Below are 21,176 nucleotides of genomic sequence, written 5' to 3'. Positions count from 1 at the left end.
CCGGGATCCAGAGGCCTGGGGCGAGTCCCGAACGGGGCTGGCCCGAAGCCTTTATCTGTTCAACGTATTTCCGAGAGGTACTCCCATGTCTGTCATCAAGATGACCGATCTCGACCTGAATGGCCGCCGCGTGCTGGTGCGCCAGGACCTGAACGTGCCGGTGAAAGGCGGCAAGGTCACCTCCGACGCGCGTATCCGTGCGAGCCTGGAGACCGTGCAGAAGGCGCTGGACGCCGGCGCCGCGGTGATGCTGATGTCGCACCTGGGCCGCCCGACCGAGGGCGAGTTCTCCGAGGAGGATTCCCTGGCCCCGGTCGCCGAGCACATGGCCGGTCTGCTGGGCCGCGAAGTGCGCTTGGTGCGGGATTACCTCGACGGTGTGGACGCCCAGCCGGGTGAGGTCATCCTGCTCGAAAACGTCCGCTTCAATGCGGGCGAGAAGAAAGACGACGAGGCGCTCGCCAAAAAGTACGCGGCCCTGTGCGACGTGTTCGTGATGGATGCCTTTGGTACCGCTCACCGCGCCCAGGCCTCGACCCATGGTGTGGCGAAGTTTGCCCCGCAGGCCTGCGCCGGTCCGCTGCTGGCCAAGGAACTCGAGGCCCTGGGCAAGGCCCTCGAGACCCCGAAGCGCCCGCTGGTGGCCATCGTGGGCGGCTCCAAGGTCTCGACCAAGCTCACCGTGCTGGAATCGCTGTCCAGCGTGGTGGATCAGCTGATCGTCGGTGGCGGCATCGCCAATACCTTCATCGCGGCCCAGGGCCACGGTGTCGGCAAGTCGTTGTACGAGGCCGATCTGGTCGATGAGTCCAAGCGCCTGATGGAGGCGGCTCGCGCCAAGGGCGGCGAGATCCCGGTGCCGACCGACGTGACCGTGGGCAAGGAATTCTCTGAGTCCACCCCGGCCGAGACCAAGTCTGTCGATGCCGTAGCCGATGACGACATGATCTTCGACGTCGGCCCCGATACCGCGGCGACCTACGCCGAGGCCCTGCGCAACGCTGGCACCATCGTCTGGAATGGCCCGGTCGGCGTGTTCGAGTTCGACCAGTTCGCCGCCGGTACCAAGGCCCTGGGCGAGGCCATCGCCGAGAGCAATGCGTTCTCCATCGCCGGCGGGGGCGACACCCTGGCCGCGATCGACAAGTACAACCTGGCCGATCGCATCAGCTACATCTCCACCGGTGGTGGCGCCTTCCTCGAGTTTCTCGAAGGCAAGACCCTGCCGGCCGTCGCCATCCTGGAAGAGCGCGCCCGCGGCTGATGCCCGGCGCGCTCTCCGCTGACGGAGAACGACGCGGATGAGACGTACCAAGATCGTGGCCACCCTCGGGCCGGCCACGGATACCGACGAGGCCATGGAGGCCATCATCCTGGCCGGCGTGGATGTCGTTCGATTGAACTTCTCGCATGGCGACCCGGATGACCATCGTACCCGGCTCGCCCGCCTGCGCGCCGCGGCGGATCGCGCGGGTCGCTGCGTCGGCGTCCTTGGCGATCTGCAGGGCCCCAAGATCCGCATCGACCGCTTTCGCGAAGGTCGGGTCCAACTCCAGGAAGGCGCGTCCTTCGCGCTGGACGGGGACCTGGATCGCGACGCCGGGGATGGGACCCAGGTCGGGCTGACCTACAAGGAACTGCCGCAGGACGTGCGCCCCGACGACATCCTGTTGCTGGATGACGGGCGTATCGTGCTCAAGGTGACCGCCGTCAACGGGGCGCGCATCGAGACGACCGTCGTGGTCGGGGGCGAGTTGTCCAACAACAAGGGCATCAACCGCCAGGGCGGTGGCCTGTCCGCCCCCGCGATCACCGAAAAGGACCGCGAGGATATCCGTCTGGCGGCCGAGCTTCAGGTGGACTACCTGGCCGTCTCCTTCCCGCGTTCCGCGCAGGATCTGCACCTGGCGCGCAGCCTGCTGAATGACGCCGGCTGGGAGGCCGGGATCTGCGCGAAGATCGAGCGCTCCGAGGCCCTGGAGGTGATCGACGAGATCATCGCGGCCTCCGAGGTGATTATGATCGCGCGCGGGGACCTCGGCGTGGAGATTGGTGACGCCGAGCTGCCCGGCGTGCAGAAGACCCTGATCTCACGGGCGCGCACCCTCAATCGTCTGGTCATCACGGCGACCCAGATGATGGAGACCATGATCCAGAACCCGATCCCGACGCGTGCCGAGGTCTTCGACGTGGCCAACGCGGTGCTCGACGGCACGGACGCGGTGATGCTCTCCGGCGAGACCGCGACGGGACGCTATCCGGCGCGCGTGGTTGAGAGTATGGACCGGATCTGCGAGGCCGCCGAGCGCCAACGCGCCGCGCGCCAGTCGGACCACCGCATGGATTCGACCTTTGGCCGCGTCGACGAGGCCATTGCGATGGCCACGATGTACACGGCGAACCACCTGGACGTGGCGGCCATTGCCGCACTGACCGAATCCGGTTCCACGGCCCTGTGGATGTCGCGTATCAGCTCCGGTATTCCGATCTACGCGCTCACCCAGCACGAGTCCACCAGCCGCCGTATGACGCTCTATCGCGGGGTATACCCCCGGATCCTGGAGCCGATCCCCGAAAGCCACGAGAGCCTGAACCGTGAGGCGGTCAACTTGCTCCGGGCCGAGGGCGTCGTGCAGGATGGCGGGCTGGTTATCATTACCAAGGGTGATTTGCAGGGCGAGCATGGCGGTACCAATGCCATGAAGATCGTGCGCGTTGGCGACGAGCTGTAAGCCGACGCGGCCCCCTGGCAAACCCAAGAGTTTTTACTACGTCAGTCCGATCCCGTTAAGGAGGAACCCATGGCACTGATCTCCCTTCGCCAACTGCTGGACCATGCCGCCGAGCACGGCTATGGCATGCCGGCGTACAACGCCAACAACATGGAACAGGTCCACTCGATCATGGAAGCGGCCGCCGCGGTCGACTCCCCGGTGATCATTCAGGCCTCTGCCGGTGCCCGCAAGTACGCCGGCGAGCCCTTCCTGCGCCACAACATCATCGCCGCCATTGAGCAGTACCCGGATATCCCGGTCGTGCTGCACCAGGACCACGGCTCCGAGCCGGCGGTCTGCCTGCGCTCCATCCAGTCCGGCTTCAGCTCGGTGATGATGGACGGCTCCTTGATGCCCGACATGAAGACCCCGGCCAGCTACGACTACAACCGTGACGTGACCGCCAAGGTCTCCGAGATCGCCCACGCCTGTGGTGTGTCCGTGGAAGGCGAGCTGGGCTGCCTGGGTTCCCTGGAAACCGGCATGGCCGGCGAGGAAGACGGCTCCGGTGCCGAAGGCAAGCTGTCCCACGACCAGCTGCTGACCGACCCGGACGAGGCTGCCGACTTCGTGAAGAACACCAAGTGCGACGCCCTGGCGATCGCCATTGGTACCTCCCACGGCGCCTACAAGTTCACCCGTCCGCCGACCGGTGACATCCTGGCCATCCAGCGCATCAAGGAGATCCACAACCGCATCCCGGATACCCATCTGGTCATGCACGGCTCCTCCTCCGTTCCGCAGGAGTGGCTGGAAATCATCAACAAGTACGGCGGCGACATGGGCGAGACCTATGGCGTGCCGGTTGAAGAGATCCAGGAAGGCATCAAGCACGGCGTGCGCAAGGTCAACATCGACACCGACCTGCGTATGGCCTCCACCGGTGCGGTGCGCAAGTTCCTGGCCGAGAATCCGAAGGAATTCGACCCGCGCAAATTCCTGAAGGCCTCCACCGCGGCCATGAAGGACATCTGCCAGGCCCGTTACGAGGCCTTCGGTTGCGCCGGCATGGCGTCCAAGATCAAGCCGATCTCCCTGGACGACATGGTCAAGCGCTACCTGTCCGGCGAGCTGGATCCCAAGGTCAACTGATCTGCGGATCGCAGCACGGAAAAGGGGGCTTCGGCCCCCTTTTTTATGCGATCATGTCGCCAATTCCGAGCAATCCGGAGCGTTTACCCAATGCAGCGACTGATCCATCTTTGCCTGACCGCGCTGGTGGTGGCTGCGCTGTCCGCCACTGCCCACGCCAACCCGTTCAGCCGCGAGGTTGACCCGCAGGACATTGTCGACCGGGCGAAGGTCACGCTGGAGCGTATGGCCACGCACCCCGAATACGAACACCTCCAGGAAGATCTGCGCACCGCCCGAGGTGTCGTCATCTTCCCGCGTATTGGACGCGGCGCGTTCCTGATCGGGGGCTCCGGGGGCATGGGTGTGTTCCTCGCCTGGGACGAGGACAAGGGCGACTACTCGCCGGTTGCCTTCTATTCGGCCGGGTCGATCAGTTTTGGTATGCAGTTCGGGGGTGATGCCGCCGAGGTGGTGATGGTCGCGCGCACCCAGGATGCGGTGGACTCGATGTTCGGTTCGGCGATCCGTCTCGGCGCCGATGCCTCCGTTGCCGCCGGTCCGGTTGGGGCCGGGCGTGGCTCCACCCCGACGGCCGACTTCCTGACCTATTCCCGCTCGCGTGGGGCCTATCTGGGGATGAGCCTGTCCGGCTCGCGCCTGACCGTGCGTGACGACTTCAACGAGGCGTACTACGGCGAAGCGCAGCGACCGGTGCACATCATCGAGAGCCGACGCGTGGATCACGCCGGGACGCGCGAGCTGCGCGACCTGCTGGCCTCCTTCCGCCAGCCCGAAGAGGCCGCCGAGCCGACGACCGGGAGCGGCGACATGCGCCCGGATCAAACCCTGGACGAGGTCACCCCGGGCGAAGGCGGCATCCGCCAGGACGACTTCCAGGTGGAGAGCTTCTGAGTCGCCTCCTCCGGGGCTATCCCCTCCGGCAGCGACAGGATGGGTGCGGCCGTGTACCGGGCCAGCGCCCCGGCATTGTCCAGCAGGGGATCGGTATCGGCGTGGCGACGGTTGAGCACGATCCCGGCCAGTTGCAGGCCACGACGTTCCAGGGCCTCCAGCGTCAGCAGGCAGGTGTTCAACACCCCTAGCCGGTCCTCGGCGACCAGCAGGACCGGGAGGCCCAGGGCCTGTGCGAGGTCGGCGTTCAGGCCGTCGCCGCACAGCGGCGAATAGAACCCGCCCGCACCCTCCACCAGTCGGGGGCCACCACCCGGCACCTCGCAGGCCTGAACCAGTTCCGCGACCGTCAGCTGCACACCCTGGCGCGCAGCGGCCTGATCGGGTGCCAGCGCATCGGGAAACCGCCACGGCGTCACCTGCGCCACGGCCGTTGCGGGAAGGCCGGCCGCCGCGGTCAGGGCGGCGCCATCCTCGGGGAACAGCGTGCCGTCGCGCTCGGGGCAGCCAGATTCCACCGGCTTGCGTGGCTGCGGGTCCAGGCCCTCGGCGCGCCACGCTGCCAGCAGGGCGCAGCCAACGAAGGTCTTGCCGACGCCGGTGTCGCTGCCCGTGACGAACAAGCCCTGTGGCGGCATTTCGATCATGCGTCGCGGGTCAGGCGTTCCAGGGCCTCGCGGTAGCGCGCAGCCGTTTGCTCCGCGACCTCGGGCGGCAGCTCGGGTCCGGGAGCGGTCTTGTCCCAGTCCAGGGTCTCGAGATAGTCGCGCACGTACTGTTTGTCGAAGGACTCGGGGCTCCGGCCTGGCGCATACTGGTCCGCCGGCCAGAAGCGCGAGGAATCCGGCGTGAGGACCTCGTCGATCAGGTGCAGGGTCCCGTTCGCGTCCACCCCGAACTCGAATTTGGTATCGGCGATGATGATCCCGCGCTCGGCCGCGTAGTCGCGCGCCATCGCGTAGATTGCCAGTGCGGCCTTGCGCACCTGTTGCGCCCGTTCCTCGCCGATCGTGTCCACTACGGTGGCGAAGTCGATGTTCGCGTCGTGATCACCGACCGCTGCCTTGGTGCTGGGGGTGAAGATGGCCTCCGGCAGCTTCGAGGCCAGTTCCAGGCCGGCCGGCAGCGGGATGCCGCAGACCGCGCCGCTGACCTGGTAGTCTTTCCAGCCGGACCCGATCAGGTAGCCGCGCACCACGGCCTCCACCGGCAGCGCCTCGAGCCGGCGAATCACCAGACTGCGGCCCTCCAGTGGCGCCCGGATCGCCGGGTCGGGGACCACCTGTTCCAGCGCGATGTCGGTCAGCTGGTTGGGGATGCCCAGCTCGCGTTCGACCTTGTGCATCCAGAACTCGGTAATTGCGGTCAGCATCCGCCCCTTGCCCGGGATCGGGGTGGGCAGGATCACGTCAAAGGCCGACAGGCGGTCGGTGGTGACCATCAGCCAGTGGTCGGCGTCGACCGCGTACAGGTCGCGCACCTTGCCGCGATGGACCAGTTCGAGATCGGGGATGTGGCTTTCCAGCAGGGCGTCGCTCATCAGTGCTTCCGTTCGGTCGGCTTGTGGTCAGTCGTCTGGCAGTTCGGCGATCAGGTCGTGCTCGTCGGTGTCGGTGATCGCGACCTCGATGAAGTCCCCGATATCCACCGATTCCGGGTCGACCCCGGCGACGCGGATCACGCCGTCGATCTCCGGGGCTTCCGCGGCAGAGCGGGCAATCACGGTCCCATCCGTGTGCACCTCGTCGACCAGCACTACCGGCTGGCTGCCGATCCGGCGGCGCAACCGCTCGGCGCTGATCCGGGCCTGCACGTCCATGAAGCGCGCCAGGCGCTCCTCGCGCACGGCCTCCGGCACCGGGTCCGGCAGGTCGTTGGCCGCCGCACCCTCCACGGGCGAGTAGGCAAAGGCCCCGACGCGGTCCAGCTGCGCCTCGTGCAGGAACTCCAGCAGGGTCTCGAACTCGGCCTCGGTTTCGCCCGGAAAGCCCACGATAAAGGTCGAGCGCAGGGTCAGGTCGGGGACCTGCTCGCGCCAGCTCGCAATGCGTTCCAGAACGCGCTCGGCGGCGGCCGGGCGGCGCATCGCCTTGAGTACCCGGGGGTGGCCGTGCTGCAGCGGCATGTCCAGATACGGCAGGAGCCCGCCGTCCTCGCCCGAGCCCATCAGTGGGATCAGCCGATCTACGTGCGGGTAGGGGTAGACATAGTGCAGACGCACCCAGATGCCGAGCTGGCCCAGTGCCTCGGCCAGGTGGGCAATATCAGAACGGATCGGGCGCCCGCCATGGAAGCCAGTGCGGTACTTCACGTCCACGCCATAGGCCGAGGTGTCCTGCGAGATCACCAGGATCTCGCGCACGCCGGCCGCGGCCAGGCGCTCCGCCTCGGCCAGCACCTCGCCGATCGGGCGGCTGACCAGGTCGCCGCGCAGGCTGGGGATGATGCAGAAGCTGCAGCGGTGATTGCAGCCCTCGGAGATCTTCAGGTAGGCGTAGTGGCGCGGGGTCAGGCGGATCCCCTGCGGCGGCACCAGTGACTCGAACGGGGCCGCCGGCGGCGGCAGGTGTTCGTGCACCGCGCCCACGACTTCCTCGTAGGCATGCGGGCCGGTGACCGCGAGCACGCCCGGGTGGGTCTCGTGGATGCGCTCGGCATCCTTGCCCAGGCAGCCCGTGACGATCACCCGGCCATTGGCATCCAGGGCCTCGCCGATCACGTCCAGGGATTCGGCCACCGCATCGTCGATGAAGCCGCAGGTATTGACCACGACGAGGTCCGCGCCGTCGTAGTCGGCGGCGATCTCGTAGCCTTCGGCGCGCAGGCGCGTCAGGATCTGTTCGGAGTCGACCAGGGCCTTCGGGCAACCGAGGCTGACAAAGCCCACGCGCTGCGCGTTGTCGGGAGACGGGGTGTTGCTTTTATTCACAGTACGTTATCGCCTTCTGGGAGCTGCTCCGGGCGCGCCCCGATCCTGGTGCGTCAGCCGGTGTACTCCCCGATTGTTCTTTTGATTTAACGGGTTGCGTGGACAGGGTGTCGTTCGGGGGCGGGTTGCGCCGCCCCTTTTGGCCCCGTTGGCGGCCGGCGTTGACAATCCGTCCACAAGGTTATCCACAGGCCGCCCCAAATGCCTCGAAGGGACGCTATCTTCAGGGGCTTGCGTACACAGGGCCCGCTTGCCGGCCTTCACGAAGGACCTTGCAACAGCCCCGGAAAGGCGGCTATGCTATCGCACTTTTCGCCAGAACACGCGTGAGCCGACCATGAAAGCCGACATTCATCCGAACTACCACAACGTCAAGGTCATCTGCAGCTGCGGTGCGCAGTTCGAGACCCGCTCCACTCTCTCGAAAGACGAGATGCATTTGGACGTGTGCTCGCAGTGCCACCCGTTCTACACCGGCAAGCAGAAGATCGTTGACACCGCCGGTCAGGTCGACAAGTTCAACCGCCGCTTCGCATTCTAAAGTGTGTTCGCGCCCGATGGCGCGAGGTGGTTTCTGGCGGGGCGTCCAGTGGATGCTCGGGCCATGTAACGAGGGCGTCCCGCGGGGCGCCCTCGTTTGTTTGGTCGCGCTGTCGGCGTGGCTGCTCGCCCCGGGGGGCGCGGCGCAGTGTGCGCTGGAGGACCACGACCCACGCGATCTGCAGCGCGTAACGGTCGAGCGTGTCTGGGCGCCGGATGCCCTGGAGCTGGAAGACGGGCGACATATCCGTCTGCTGGGTCTGGCATCGGCGGCCGCACTCCCGTCGGTCGCGCCACAGCTGTTACCGGTGGGCTTCGGGCTGGACTTGCGCGAATCCCTGGAGGAACGCCTGCGCGGCGTCGATCAGCGCCTGGTGCTGTTGCCGCGACGTCCGGCCCGCGACGCCTATGGCCGCCTGCGTATGCATGCCTGGATCGACGATGGGCCGCTGCTGGCGGCCAGCCTGATTGGGGAGGGCCTGGCGATGCCGCGCCCCGGGCCGGAACCGGATCCCCTGGATGAGTGCTACTACGGGGCCGAGACCGTGGCACGGGAAGCGTCACGAGGGCTCTGGCTGGAGCGGCTCGAGGCCCTCCCGGTCGGCTGGCTGGAGCCGCCGCGCGAGCGCTCGCAGGGGCGGCTGCGGATCCAGGGCGAGGTGATCGACGTGCGCGTGCGCGACCCGCACTGGGTGCTCGTACTGGACGGCCCGCTGGACCTGCTGATCTCCGGCGATGACCGCGATTTTTTCGAGGATCTGGAACCACGCTCACTGCTGGGTAACACCGTTGTTGCGCGCGGCGCGGTGTATCCTTGGAGGGAGCGAGGGCGGATGCGTATCCGCCACCCCTTTGATCTCGAGGTGCTTGATCCATGAACGCCCTGTCCCGCCTGTTTCCCCGTCGCTGGGCGGCGCTGGCCCTGACGCTGCTGATCGGCGCGGGCCTGGCCGTTGCGCTGCCGGGCTGTACTACCAACCCGGTCACCGGGCGCTCGCAGCTGATGCTCGTTTCCGAGAACCAGGCGATCGACGCCTCGCGCACGGCCTATGTGGAGATGCTGGCCCCGGCGCGCGAGGAGGGGAGGGTGGACGCTGACCCGGAGATGACCGCGCGCGTACAGCAGATCACCGAGCGTGTGGTGGCGCAGGCGGTCAAGTACCGCCCCGAGACCGCCGACTGGGATTGGGAGATTCGCGTGATCGAGGCACCGGACACGGTCAACGCCTTCGCCATGGCCGGTGGCAAGATGGCGATCTACTCCGGCATCATTGAGCAACTGGAACTGACCGACGACGAGCTGGCGCAGATCATCGGCCACGAGATCGCCCATGCGCTGTCCGCGCACACGGCCGAGAAGATGTCGGTGGCCCTGGCCAGCAATCTCGCGGTAGCGGGCTATGCGATGACCGGCGACCGCTCGCCCGTCGCACTGACCGGCGCCGCCCTGGGGGCCGCGCTCGCGGTGCAGCTGCCGCACAGCCGCCGGATGGAGGCGGAGGCCGACCGCATCGGGATCGAACTGGCCGCGCGGGCCGGTTATGATCCGGACGCGGCCGCGAGCCTGTGGCGCAAGATGGCGGAACAGGCCAATGGAAGTCATCCGGTGTTCCTGAGCACGCACCCGGCGCCCGAGTCGCGCCAGCGCGACCTGACCCGCATGGCCGACGAATTCCGGCCGCTGTACGAGCAGGCCCGGCGGTCCTCGGTGCCGACCCACCCGGTCAACTGACCGGTCGCGGGGCCGAACTGGCCCCGGAACCCCGCTGCACTCTGACAGTCACTGCTTGACCAAAAGGCCCCGCAACGCCATGTCCAACGATTTCACCCAGCGCGCGCTGGATTACCACGAACAGCAGCCGGCCGGGAAACTGGCCATCCATATCACCAAGCCCACGGCGACCCAGGATGACCTCTCCCTGGCCTATTCGCCCGGCGTGGCCGCGCCGGTGCGCGCGATTGCCTCCGATCCGGAGCTGGCCTACCGCTATACCGGCAAGGGCAACCTGGTCGCGGTGATCACCGATGGCACGGCCGTGCTGGGACTGGGCAATGTCGGCGCGCTGGCGGCCAAGCCGGTGATGGAGGGCAAGGGCGTCCTGTTCAAGGCCTTCGCCAACATCGACGTCTACGACATCGAGGTGGATGCGCCGCAGCCGGAGGACTTCATCAACACCGTGGCCCGCATTGCCGGCGGCTTCGGCGGGATCAACCTCGAGGACATCGCCGCGCCGCACTGCTTCGAGATCGAGCGCCGCCTGTCCGAGCGTCTGGATATCCCCGTCTTCCACGATGACCAGCATGGCACGGCGGTCATCACCGCGGCCGGTCTGGTCAATGCCCTGGAGATCCAGGGCAAGAAGCTCAGTGACGCGAAGATCGTCTGCGTTGGCGCCGGCGCGGCCGGCATCGCCTCCATGCAACTGCTGCTGCGCCTGGGGGCGAGCAAGAAGAACCTGTTTATGGTGGACCGCAAGGGCGTGATCCACAGCCAGCGCAACGACCTGAACGAGTACAAGCAGATCTTCGCGGTCGATACCGAGGCGCGCACGCTGGAGGACGCCTGCGAGGGGGCGGATGTTTTCATCGGGCTGTCGGGCCCCGATCTGCTGACGCCCGAGATGCTGAAGTCCATGGCACCAAAGCCGGTGATCTTCGCGCTGTCCAACCCGGATCCGGAGATCCGGCCGGAACTGGCGCTCGAGACGCGCGACGACCTGATCATGGCGACAGGCCGTTCGGACTACCCCAACCAGGTCAACAACGTGCTGGGCTTCCCGTTCATCTTCCGCGGTGCGCTGGATGTGCGCGCGCGCCGGATCAATGACGAGATGCTGGTCGCGGCCGTGCATGCGCTGGCCGAACTGGCTCGCGAGCCGATCCCGCAGGCCGTGCTGGACGCCTATGGCCTGGAGGCGCTCGAGTTTGGTCCACACTACATTCTGCCGACCCCGTTCGATCCGCGCCTGATCGATACTGTGCCGCAGGCGGTCGCACAGGCCGCGCGCGACAGCGGGGTTGCCCGCCGCTAAGGAGACGCTGATTGATCAGCGCTTCTCCAAACTCCACCTCCGTCATACGAGGGAAGCATGCAGAAAATCGCCATTATCGGAGCCGGACGCGTCGGCGAATCCACCGCCCAGTTCCTGGCTCGGCGCGATGTCGCCCGCGAGATCGCGTTGCTGGACGTGCGCGAGGGTGCGGCGGCCGGTGCGGCGCTGGACATCCAGGAGACCGCGCCCCTGCTGCGCTTCGATACGCGCCTGGTCGGTAGTCACGAACCCTCGGTGATCGCTGGCGCGGAACTGGTGATCGTCACGGCCGGGCTGCCGCGCAAGCCGGGCATGTCGCGCTCCGATGTCCTGGACAAGAACGTCGAGATCCTCGACCAGATCCTGCAGGACATCCTCGTCCATGCGCCGCAGAGCCGCATCCTGGTCGTGTCCAACCCGGTGGACGTGCTGACCTACCGCGCCTGGCAGAAGACCGGCTGGAGTCGCGACCGGATCTTCGGGCAGGCCGGGGTGCTGGATACCTCGCGCATGGAGGCCTTCATCGCCCTGGAGACGGGGCTGTCCACCCACGACATCCAGGCCCTGGTCCTGGGTGGTCATGGCGATGCGATGGTGCCGCTGTTGCGCTATTCCAGTGTCAACGGCGTGCCGCTGCACCACTTCATGGACCAGGCGACGCTCGACAACATCGTCGAGCGTACCCGCCACGGGGGTGCCGAGATCCTTGCCCTGAAACAGACCTCCAGCGCCTATGGCGCGCCCGCCGCGGCCATCGCCGAGATGGTCGAGGCGATCGCCGTGGATCGCCGGCGCGTGCTGCCGACCGTGGCCCTGCTGGAGGGTGAGTACGGGGAACGCGATGTGGCCATGGGCGTGCCCTGCATCCTTGGCCAGGGCGGCATGGAACGGGTGATCGAGCTGGAACTGGACGCGGATGAACGCGCGGCCTTCGACCAGTCCATCGCCGGGGTGCGCAAGGACCTTGAGCGCCTGCACTGAGTCGCGCCCGGGGCTGCCGCGCCCGACCCTGACGCTGGTCGACTCCAGCATCTTTGTCTTTCGTGCCTGGTTCGCGCGCGGCCTGGACCTGGATCCGCTCGGGAGGCCGGGAGGGGCCGTGCACGGGCTGGTTCATTCGCTCTGCCAGTGGCTGCCCGCCTGCGCCCCGGGTCCGATCGCCTTTTGTTTCGACGAGAGCCTGCGCCGGGGCTTTCGCCACCGGCTCGACCCCACCTACAAGGCCCACCGCCCGCCGGCGCCACCGGAGCTGCGCGAGCAGTTCGCGCGTATCCGGGAGCTGCTTGGTCAACTCGGCTTCCGGACCCTGGCCCATCCCGAGTACGAGGCCGACGACCTGATCGCCAGCCTGGCGCGTGTCGGCCGGGCCGCGGGCTGTCGCATCGAGGTCAAGAGCGCGGACAAGGACCTGACCCAGGTCATCCTCGGTGACCAGGACCGGATGCATGATCCGGAGCGCGGGACCGCGCTGGATCGCCGTGCGATCGAGAAGCGCTTTCGCATCCGTCCGGAACAGGTTGCGGACATGCTCGCCCTGGCGGGCGATGCCAGCGACAACATCCCGGGTATCGAGGGCGTGGGCCCCAGGACCGCGGCGCGGATCCTGCGCCGCCTGGACGATCTGGATACGGTGCTAGCCGAACCGCAGGCCGTGGCGCGTTGCAATATCCGTCGGGCCGACGCCGTGGCCGCGCGCATTGCCGAGCAGTCGGACCGGCTGCGCCTGTCGCGCCGCCTGACCGGGCTGGCGGACCGCATCCCCGACCTGCCGGGGCTCGACGCCCTGCAACCCACCGGGCCGAAACCCGATGCCGCGCGCTGGCTCGCGGAACTCGGGGTCGCGCGCGATTATCATGGTCGCCTGCTGGCGGCCGCCGGTGCCTGGCGGTCCACGACCCCGGAGATTGCATGAGGCCACGTTCCCTTCTCTACGCCATCCTTGCCGCGGGCCTGGTGTGGTTGCTGCTGGTCAGTGCGCCGGTACAGGCGCATCCGCATGCCTGGATTGATCTGGAGATCACGCTGGAGCGCGATGGCGAGGGGCGCATCACCCATATGCTGCATCGCTGGCGCTTCGACCCGACCTACGGGCAGTACCTCTACGAGGATGCCCTGGCGCATCAGGAGGGCGCGACCGAAGAGGAGAAGCTGCAGGCGCTCGCCCGCGAGATCCTCGGCAACCTCGAGGAATACGAGTGGTACAGCCATGTCGAGGCCGGCGGGCGCGCGGTGGACGTCGCTGCCGAGCCCGATCCGTCCATGCGCATGGAAGACGGGCTCCTGTTCTTCCGTTTCCGCCTGGCGCTGGACGAGCCAGTCGATGTGGGTTCCGAGACCCTGGCGTACAAGGTCTACGACCCGACCTATTTCATCGAGCTCCTGCACGAGGAGCCGGCCGGTACGCGCATCGTCGAGGCCGACGGGCTCGCGGCCGCGGGTTGCAGTGCAGAACTGGAGCGCCCCCGCCCGGATCCTCAACTCGTCGCCAAGGCCATGATGCTCGATTACGGAGCCACGGTGGACTATGACCTGGGGCGCCATTTTGCCGAGCGTGTAACCGTGCGCTGCGATTGATGCACCGAATCGTTTTGTTCCACAAGCCCTGGGGCGTGCTGCCGCAGTTCACCGACCCGGAAGGGCGCCCCACGCTGGCGGATTACATCGACATCCCCGGGGTCTACCCGGCCGGGCGCCTGGACCGCGACAGCGAGGGGCTGATGGTGCTGACCGACGACGGGCGCCTGAATGCGCGGCTGACCCAGCCGCGCCACAAGACCAGCAAGACCTACTGGGTACAGGTGGAGGGAGAGCCCGATGACGCCGCCCTGGAGGCCCTGCGCACCGGGGTGGATCTGAAGGATGGACGCACGCAGCCGGCGAAAGTCGAGCGCATGGCGCCGCCCGATCTGCCGGAGCGCGACCCGCCCGTACGCTTCCGCAAGTCCGTCCCGACGACCTGGCTCGCGCTGTCGCTGCACGAGGGCCGCAACCGCCAGGTGCGGCGCATGACCGCCGCGGTGGGGCATCCGACCCTGCGACTGGTGCGCTACCGGGTGGCCTCCTGGACCCTGGATGGCCTGGAACGCGGGGCGTTCTCGGTGATCGAACGCGAGTGAAACCGGTCACAAGCGCCGCGCCGGGGCGTCGCGGGATTGTCGCGGAATGCGGCCCGGCCGGTGCGAAATCACCACAAGACCATTGCGCCCGCCACCGGTCGTGCGGAATATGAACGGATCAGCCAAGCGAGAACGCAATCCAATGCGCCTGCACAGGATACTCACCACGGGTCTGACCGGTCTGGTCATGGCCTTCGCCGCTGGGGCTCCGGCGGCTAACCCGGGCCCGACCGGGATGGTCTTCGAACGCAGCCTGTTCCTGCATGCCGAACGCGCCCTGAGTCGTGGCGACATGACGGCCTATCGCAATGCCCGCAGCACGCTCGAGGGTTATCCGCTGACGCCCTATCTGGATCATCGCGAACTGGCTCGCGACCTGGGGCGTGCGGACCCCGATGCCGTGCGCGCCTTTATCGAAGAGCACGACGACACCCCGCTGGCCGGCCAGTTGCGCAGCAACTACCTCTCCTATCTGGCCCGCGAAGAGGCCTGGTCGCGGTATCTCGACTTCGCCGACGACGGGCGCGATCTCTCCGTCACGCAGGACTGCCAGCGGCGCAAGGCACTGATCGAGACCGGCAACACCTCCGCGGCGATCGAGGATATGGACTCCATCTGGCTGCACGGCCAGTCCCGTCCCAGTGCCTGTGATCCGGCGCTCAAGGCCTGGCGCGATGCCGGCGGGCTGACCGATGAGCTGGCCTGGGAGCGTTTCGCCCTGGCGATGCAGGCGCGCCAGACCGGGCTCGCGCGCTACCTGCGCCGCTACCTGGCCAGCGCCGATCGCGACTGGGCGGAGCGCTGGCTGGAGCTCGAGTCGCGTCCGGCACGGGTGGTCGAGGTCGACGTCCGCGCGGACGATCATCGTTCTGCCGAGGCGATGCTGGAACAGGCGTTCAAGCGCTGGATTCCGCAGGACCTGGATGCGGCACTGAAGGACTGGGAGGAGCGCGGCGAGCGTCTGGGCTTCCCGGCCGAGACCGCCCGCGAGATTGAGCATGCGCTCGCGCTGCGCCTTGCCCTCCGTTTCCGCTCCGAGACGCTGGAGTTCATGGAGGGGCTCGACGCGGAGGTCTTCGACGACCAGCTGCGCCAGTGGCAGGTACGTGCCGCGCTCCATGATGGCGACTGGGAGACGGTCAAAAGCGCGATCCGCTCCATGAGCCGCGATGCCCGCGACGAGACCGCCTGGCAGTACTGGTATGCACGGGCGCTGGAGCAACTGGACGATGCCGACGAGGCACGTTTCTTCTACGAACGGGCGGCGCGGGAGCGCAACTTCCACGGGTTCCTGGCCGCCGATCGTCTGGGCCAGCCCTACCGCATCGGGCACCAGCCTCTGCAGCTGGCCAATGGTGCGCGCGAATCGATCAAGGACCGCCCCTCCATGCAGCGCATGCGCGAGCTGGTGGCGCTGGACCGCTACGCCGAGGCACGCCGCGAGTGGACCCGTACCGTGGCCAACATGGAGCCGCCCGAGCTCGAGGCCGCGGCCGCCGAGTTCGCCGACTGGAACTGGTACGACCGCGCGATCTTCACCATTGCGCGGGCCCGCAACTGGGACGATATCGAGCTGCGCTTCCCGCTGGCCTTCGATTCCCTGATCGTCCCGGGCGCGGAGAAACAGGGCATCGACCCGGCCTGGGCGATGGCGATTGCCCGCCAGGAGAGCGCCTTTCTGCATGACGTGCGCTCCGGGGCCGGTGCGTTGGGGGTGATGCAAATCATGCCGGCGACCGGGCGCTCGATTGCCTCCAGTGCCGGGGTCCGGGTCAACTCCGATTGGGACATCCTCGACCCGGCGACCAATGCGACGCTGGGCACCTACTACCTGCGGCGCAACCTGGACCGCTTTGGCGGGCACAGCCTGCTGTCCACGGCGGCCTACAACGCCGGGGCGCATCGCGTGCGCTCCTGGCTGCCGGACGATGGCGAGATGGACGCCGATATCTGGGCCGAGCTGATCCCGTTCTCGGAGACGCGCGATTACGTGCGCCGGGTGTATGCCTACCAGATCGTCTATGCGGTGCGTCTGGGGCAGGACCCGCCGTCGCTGTCGCAGCTGCTGTTCCCGGTGGCGCCGGAGTCCAAACTCGCGGCGAGCCGCGAGGATCACCTCCAGGCGCTGCGCAACATGCGCGAGGACCTCGCGCTCGGGCGCGCCTTCTGCGATGCGCCGGGCTACACCGAAAACGCCTGCTGACGGGCCGGGGCTGCTTCACGCGCTGAGGCTGGCCCTGGTTCGTCGTCGGTGTTTACTCTGGCTTCGTCCAGCCGCCTGCCAAGCGCTGTCTCGCCAGCGCGCCGCGAGGTACTTTCTTGCTTGCCCAAGAAAGTACCCAAAGAAGGGCACCCGGATTCCGCCCGGGGACCTTGCTCCAGGGCCCTCGGGCCGGCGGCGCTGAAACTCGCTACGCCTTTGGCTCCGCTCAGACAGTCAGCGCCTCTTTTCCGTCCCGAGGACCCTTCCGCAAGGGGCTTCATACGGGGGGAGAAGGTCAAGACAACGGCGATCCAGACGTTCGTGGCAATGGTTGAAGGCTAGGTGTTCCCATATCTAGGCACGCGCGGCCTGTGGCCCTGGCGTGCCGCGCCCGCGAGCGGGCGCCAACCCCCATGTAGGATGCGGATGAGCGCAGCGAATCGCATCAGGGGGTTGCCCCGGCGTTGGCAGGGTGCGTTTCGCTGCGCTCAACGCACCCTACGGCGTAAGGGATAGCCAGAAGCGCTGGAACACGACTGGTTTTGACCTACCCTCCCGATATGAGCCCCTTGTGGAGGGCGTGACAGGCCGGAAGAGAGGCGCTGACTGTCTGAGCGGAGCGACAGCGCAGCGAGTTTCAGCGCCGCCGGCCTGGCGCGGCCGGAGCAAGGTTCCTGGGCGAATCCCGGGCGTGTTTCTTGGTTACTCCTTTGCACGAGCAAAGAAGTAACTCGGGGCGCGCTGCCGAGACAGCGCAGGCAGGCGGCCGGCCGAAGGCACCGTAAACACCGGATGCCGAATCAGGCCCCGCCCCAACAGGGCAGGAGGGTAGGGCGACGCTAGCGAATGATGTCCTCGCGCATCCGGCTGGCGATGCCCTCGGCCAGCTGCTGCCACTCGGCCGCTAGTGGCGCCTCCAGATGCTCCTCGGTGGTCGCCTTGAAGTGCCGCATCCAGATCGCCAGATCGGCCTCGGTCAGGTTCATCGGCGCATGCTTGCCGACCATGTCGATCGTGGGCGGCTGTTCCAGACGTCCGCCCAGGTTCATGTACCAGAAATCCGAGATGCGCCGGACATGGGACTCGAAGTCCTGAATGCGTTCGAAGTGGTGCCCGATCTCCGGGTCGCTGGACAGGCGGCGATAGAAGTCGTCGATGACCGCGCGGATGCGGTCGGCGCCGATCTTGTCGCACAGTGGCTCGAGTTTGCGAAAGGCCATGGGTGAGTCTCCTGACGAATCCCGCGGCAACCGTTACCCTGCATGTTGATCAGCAAGCCGGATACCGAGGATGAACCAATTGGATTCTGCGGGCCCTGACGCCATCACGGCGGCGGTGGCCCAGTGCATCACGGACCATACCGCAAGCGCGTTCGAGCCGACAGGAAGCCAGGCCTGTTCCGGGGGCTCGATCAACCAGGCCCAGCGCGTGACCGGGACCGATGGCCGGAGTTTTTTCGTGAAGCTCAACCGGGGCGCGATGGCCGAGGCGATGTTTGCCGCCGAGGCGCGCGGACTGGAGGAGCTGGCCCGCTGCGAGCGGGTGAAGATCCCCGCGGTGATCGGTACGGGCAAGGCGGGGGGTGCCTGCTTCATCGTGCTGGAGGAGCTGGACCTGGGTGGCCGGCGCGACGGGGTCGCGCTGGGGCACGGGGTGGCCGACATGCACATGAAGATGGCGGCGCGCTTCGGGCTGGATCACGACAATTACATTGGCTCGACGCCGCAGTCGAACCGCCAGCACGATGACTGGGTGTCGTTCTATCGCGACGAGCGCCTGGGCTTCCAGCGGAGTCTGGCGCGCGAGCGCGGGGCCGCGCATTCGCTGATCCAGGCGCTGGAGTCTCTGGAAGCGAGTCTGGGCGGGTTCTTCAGCGACTACCGCCCCGAGCCGTCGCTGTTGCACGGGGACCTGTGGAGCGGCAACTGGGGCTTCCAGTCCGATGGTACGGCCGTGCTGTTCGATCCGGCCGTTTACTACGGGGATCCGGAGGCGGACCTGGCCATGATGGAGCTGTTCGGTCATCCCGGGCAGGACTTCTTCAACGCCTACGAGGAGATCCGTCCGGTCGATGCCGGCTACCCGGTGCGCAAGACGCTCTACAACCTCTACCACATCCTGAACCACGACCACCTGTTTGGCGGGGGCTATGGTTCCCAGGCCGAGCGCATGATCCGTCAGCTGCTGGCGGAACTGAGATGAGCAGCGCGCGAGAGGTCGATCGAGCGGTGTCCGCCCGGCGCCGTAAGGATTCGGCCCCGTTGCGGGCTTGTCGCCCCGAGGCGGGGCGGCTAAGGTTCCGTCCATGACGGCCAACAACGACACAACCGCTGCGCGCGTGGGCGTGGTGATGGGCAGTACCTCCGACTGGGCGACGATGGAACGCGCGGTAGATGTGCTGGAGGAACTGGGCGTGCCCTACGAGGCGCGTGTGGTCTCCGCCCACCGTACCCCGGATCTCCTGTTCGAATATGCCGAGCAGGCCCGCGAACGAGGCCTGGCCGCGATCATTGCCGGGGCCGGGGGGGCTGCGCACCTGCCCGGGATGCTGGCCGCCAAGACCTCGGTGCCGGTACTTGGCGTACCGGTGGCTTCGCGCCATCTGAAGGGGCAGGATTCGCTACTGTCGATCGTGCAGATGCCGAAGGGGATCCCGGTCGCGACCTTCGCCATTGGCGAGGCCGGTGCGGCCAATGCCGCCTTGTTTGCCACCGCGATGCTCGCCAACTCCGACCCCGCCCTGTGCGAACGTCTGGACGCTTTCCGGCGTGCGCAGCGCGATACGGTGCTGAACCAGATCCTGCCGCCGGCCGCATCATGATCCTGCCTCCCGCCACACTGGGGCTGCTCGGCGGCGGGCAGCTCGGCCGCTACTTTGTGCGGGCCGCGCGCGAGATGGGTTATGCCGTGTGGGTGCTGGATCCCGACCCGCACAGCCCCGCCGGACAGGTCGCCACGCGACACCTTTGCCAGCCTTACGAGGATGCGGAGACGCTATCGGCACTGGCCGACCAGTGCGCGGTGATTACCTGCGAATTCGAGAATATCCCGCGCCCGGCACTGGAGTGGCTGGAGGCCAATGCCTGTCTGCGGCCCGGCCTTTGCGCGCTGGGCGTGGCCCAGGACCGGCTGGAGGAGAAGCGCTTTCTCGCCGAGATCGGGGTGGCGGTCGCGCCTTGGCGCCCGGTCACGGCCGGTGACGATGGTGGCGAGGACACCACCGGCGCGCCATCCTTCCCGGCGATCCTGAAGACGGCCCGCCTGGGGTACGACGGCAAGGGACAGCGCCCGATGGATCACATCGGCGATCTGGCGGCCGCGCACGCGGAGCTCGGTGGTGTGGACTGCGTGCTCGAGGAGCGGGTGCAGCTCGAGCGCGAACTGTCGGTCGTGGTGGCGCGCACCGCAGATGGTCGCAGCGAGGCCTTCCCGGTATCCGAAAATGTGCATCGAGGCGGCATCCTGCACCTGAGCCGGGTGCCGGCGCGCGTCGACGAGGAACTGTCCGGGCGCGCGGTGGCGATCGCGCAGTTGATTGCCGACCGCCTGGACTATTGCGGGGTGCTGGCGGTCGAGTTCTTTCTGACGATGAGTGGAGACCTGCTGGTCAACGAGATCGCCCCGCGCCCGCACAACACCGGTCATTACACGCTGGACGCCTGCACCGTCTCCCAGTTCGAGCAGCAGGTGCGCGCGATCTGCGGTCTGGGGCTCGCCCCGGCGCGCCTGACCACCCCGGTGGCGATGGTCAATCTGCTGGGGGGGCTGTGGCCCGCGGACGGAAGTCCGGACTGGTCCGACGTGCTGGAGGCCGGGCGTGCGCGCCTGCATCTGTATGGCAAGAGCGAGGCGCGGGCGGGGCGCAAGATGGGGCACCTGAGCGTGCTGGGCCTGCCTGGCGAGGACGATGCGATGGCCCCGGCGTCCATCGCCGAGGGGCTGTGGCAGGACCTGGTGCGGGCGGCGGGGGTGTCCGAGTGACCGAGGCGTTCCCGGATTCCCGTTCGCGCCGGGCGCGTCAGGCGGAGCTCAAGCGCGACCTCGAATTCGCCGATACCCTGGCGGGCGAGTCCCTGCGCTTTCGCACGACCTGGGGGCTTTTTTCGCCGCGCCGGATCGATGATGGCACGCGCATGCTGCTGGATCGCATCGATGTGCGTCCGAGTGATGACTGCCTGGACCTGGGCTGCGGCTATGGCCCGATCGGCCTGACCCTGGCGCGCAAGGCCCCGCAGGGCATGACGACGCTGGTGGACACCAATTTCCTGGCGGTCGAGTACAGCCGGCGCAACGCCGAGCTCAACGGCATTACCAACGTCGAGTGCGTAAACAGCAACGGTTTTGCCCAGATCCGTGACCGCCGTTTCGATCTCGTGGCCTCGAACCTGCCGGCCAAGGTGGGCCGGGAGATGCTCTACACCTATCTGCTGGATGCCCACGAGCAGATGAACCCCGGTGGTCGCATCTATGTCGTAACCATTACCGGGTTGCGGCGGTTTATCGAGAAGGGGTTCAAGGAAGTGTTCGGCAACTACGACAAGGTCAAGCAGGGCCGCGAGTACACCGTCGCGGCCGCCGAACGCGAGCCCGACTGAC

General features: G+C 67.4%; 21 protein-coding genes. 17 read left to right on the top strand and 4 right to left on the bottom strand.

Features of this window, described 5'->3' with window-relative positions; all coding sequences use genetic code 11:
- Nucleotides 1–85: 85 nt before the first annotated feature.
- From F466_RS0101020 to F466_RS0101005, 4 genes are all read left to right on the top strand, one after another.
- Nucleotides 86–1,264, top strand: a complete 1,179-nt coding sequence (locus F466_RS0101020) for a phosphoglycerate kinase (protein ID WP_018174936.1) — start codon at nt 86–88, stop codon at nt 1,262–1,264.
- 37 nt (nt 1,265–1,301) lie between these two features.
- Entirely contained in the window at nt 1,302–2,732 is a 1,431-nt protein-coding gene (gene pyk / locus F466_RS0101015; RefSeq protein WP_018138124.1) for a pyruvate kinase, read from the top strand.
- 69 nt (nt 2,733–2,801) lie between these two features.
- Complete coding sequence (gene fba / locus F466_RS0101010; RefSeq protein WP_018138123.1) at nt 2,802–3,866, top strand: class II fructose-bisphosphate aldolase; 1,065 nt, start codon at nt 2,802–2,804, stop codon at nt 3,864–3,866.
- 90 nt (nt 3,867–3,956) lie between these two features.
- The gene (locus tag F466_RS0101005; protein WP_018138122.1) at nt 3,957–4,760 is read left to right on the top strand and encodes a lipid-binding SYLF domain-containing protein; all 804 of its coding nucleotides are present in this window, start codon (nt 3,957–3,959) and stop codon (nt 4,758–4,760) included.
- On the opposite strand, the gene bioD is transcribed toward F466_RS0101005, so the two are convergent.
- The 3 genes from bioD to rimO are packed head-to-tail and all read right to left on the bottom strand — an operon-like array spanning nt 4,688 to nt 7,689.
- Complete coding sequence (gene bioD, locus F466_RS0101000; protein ID WP_018993243.1) at nt 4,688–5,407, bottom strand: dethiobiotin synthase; 720 nt, start codon at nt 5,405–5,407, stop codon at nt 4,688–4,690. The genes F466_RS0101005 and bioD overlap by 73 nt on opposite strands.
- Nucleotides 5,404–6,300 carry a phosphoribosylaminoimidazolesuccinocarboxamide synthase gene (locus F466_RS0100995; RefSeq protein WP_018993242.1) on the bottom strand — a complete coding sequence of 299 codons (897 nt, stop codon included), beginning with the start codon at nt 6,298–6,300 and terminating at the stop codon, nt 5,404–5,406. The genes bioD and F466_RS0100995 overlap by 4 nt, the downstream gene beginning before the upstream one ends.
- A gap of 27 nt (nt 6,301–6,327) precedes the next feature.
- Nucleotides 6,328–7,689 (bottom strand): 30S ribosomal protein S12 methylthiotransferase RimO, encoded by a 1,362-nt coding sequence (gene rimO / locus F466_RS0100990; protein ID WP_026296389.1) that lies wholly within the window; start codon nt 7,687–7,689, stop codon nt 6,328–6,330.
- Nucleotides 7,690–8,026: 337 nt separating this feature from the next.
- On the opposite strand from rimO, the gene rpmE reads away from it, so the two are divergent.
- The 9 genes from rpmE (at nt 8,027) to F466_RS0100945 (ending at nt 16,580) form a co-directional block, all read left to right on the top strand.
- Nucleotides 8,027–8,230, top strand: a complete 204-nt coding sequence (gene rpmE / locus F466_RS0100985) for a 50S ribosomal protein L31 (protein WP_018138118.1) — start codon at nt 8,027–8,029, stop codon at nt 8,228–8,230.
- A 100-nt stretch (nt 8,231–8,330) separates the two neighbouring features.
- Nucleotides 8,331–9,107, top strand: coding sequence for a thermonuclease family protein (locus F466_RS0100980; RefSeq protein ID WP_018993240.1), 777 nt, complete (start codon nt 8,331–8,333; stop codon nt 9,105–9,107).
- Entirely contained in the window at nt 9,104–9,961 is an 858-nt protein-coding gene (locus tag F466_RS0100975; protein ID WP_018993239.1) for a M48 family metallopeptidase, read from the top strand. Before F466_RS0100980 ends, F466_RS0100975 begins: the two co-directional genes overlap by 4 nt.
- 79 nt (nt 9,962–10,040) lie before the next feature.
- Entirely contained in the window at nt 10,041–11,261 is a 1,221-nt protein-coding gene (locus tag F466_RS0100970) for a malic enzyme-like NAD(P)-binding protein (RefSeq protein ID WP_018138115.1), read from the top strand.
- 57 nt (nt 11,262–11,318) lie between these two features.
- Entirely contained in the window at nt 11,319–12,242 is a 924-nt protein-coding gene (mdh, locus tag F466_RS0100965; protein ID WP_018138114.1) for a malate dehydrogenase, read from the top strand.
- The gene (locus F466_RS0100960; RefSeq protein ID WP_018993238.1) at nt 12,226–13,173 is read left to right on the top strand and encodes a 5'-3' exonuclease H3TH domain-containing protein; all 948 of its coding nucleotides are present in this window, start codon (nt 12,226–12,228) and stop codon (nt 13,171–13,173) included. Before mdh ends, F466_RS0100960 begins: the two co-directional genes overlap by 17 nt.
- The gene (locus tag F466_RS0100955; protein ID WP_018138112.1) at nt 13,170–13,835 is read left to right on the top strand and encodes a DUF1007 family protein; all 666 of its coding nucleotides are present in this window, start codon (nt 13,170–13,172) and stop codon (nt 13,833–13,835) included. Before F466_RS0100960 ends, F466_RS0100955 begins: the two co-directional genes overlap by 4 nt.
- Complete coding sequence (locus tag F466_RS0100950) at nt 13,835–14,377, top strand: pseudouridine synthase (protein ID WP_038049992.1); 543 nt, start codon at nt 13,835–13,837, stop codon at nt 14,375–14,377. The genes F466_RS0100955 and F466_RS0100950 overlap by 1 nt, the downstream gene beginning before the upstream one ends.
- A gap of 142 nt (nt 14,378–14,519) precedes the next feature.
- On the top strand, nt 14,520–16,580 hold the full coding sequence (locus F466_RS0100945) for a transglycosylase SLT domain-containing protein (protein ID WP_018993236.1): 2,061 nt from the start codon (nt 14,520–14,522) through the stop codon (nt 16,578–16,580).
- An 839-nt stretch (nt 16,581–17,419) separates the two neighbouring features.
- On the opposite strand, the gene F466_RS0100940 is transcribed toward F466_RS0100945, so the two are convergent.
- Entirely contained in the window at nt 17,420–17,800 is a 381-nt protein-coding gene (locus tag F466_RS0100940) for a group III truncated hemoglobin (RefSeq protein WP_018137880.1), read from the bottom strand.
- A gap of 70 nt (nt 17,801–17,870) precedes the next feature.
- Here F466_RS0100940 and F466_RS0100935 point away from each other — a divergent pair, with 70 nt between their 5' ends.
- From F466_RS0100935 to F466_RS0100920, 4 genes are all read left to right on the top strand, one after another.
- The gene (locus F466_RS0100935; protein ID WP_018137881.1) at nt 17,871–18,782 is read left to right on the top strand and encodes a fructosamine kinase family protein; all 912 of its coding nucleotides are present in this window, start codon (nt 17,871–17,873) and stop codon (nt 18,780–18,782) included.
- 103 nt (nt 18,783–18,885) lie between these two features.
- On the top strand, nt 18,886–19,401 hold the full coding sequence (purE, locus tag F466_RS0100930; RefSeq protein ID WP_018137882.1) for a 5-(carboxyamino)imidazole ribonucleotide mutase: 516 nt from the start codon (nt 18,886–18,888) through the stop codon (nt 19,399–19,401).
- Nucleotides 19,398–20,561: a 5-(carboxyamino)imidazole ribonucleotide synthase gene (locus F466_RS0100925; RefSeq protein WP_018993235.1), complete on the top strand. Its 1,164-nt coding sequence runs from the start codon at nt 19,398–19,400 to the stop codon at nt 20,559–20,561. The genes purE and F466_RS0100925 overlap by 4 nt, the downstream gene beginning before the upstream one ends.
- On the top strand, nt 20,558–21,175 hold the full coding sequence (locus F466_RS0100920; protein WP_018137884.1) for a class I SAM-dependent methyltransferase: 618 nt from the start codon (nt 20,558–20,560) through the stop codon (nt 21,173–21,175). Before F466_RS0100925 ends, F466_RS0100920 begins: the two co-directional genes overlap by 4 nt.
- Nucleotide 21,176: the final 1 nt, after the last annotated feature.

The sequence above is a fragment of the Thioalkalivibrio sp. ALgr1 genome (genome assembly GCF_000378285.1).
Classification (GTDB): domain Bacteria; phylum Pseudomonadota; class Gammaproteobacteria; order Ectothiorhodospirales; family Ectothiorhodospiraceae; genus Thioalkalivibrio.
The sequence above is the reverse complement of the archived record's forward strand: the minus strand, read 5'-3'. Positions and strand labels throughout refer to the sequence as shown.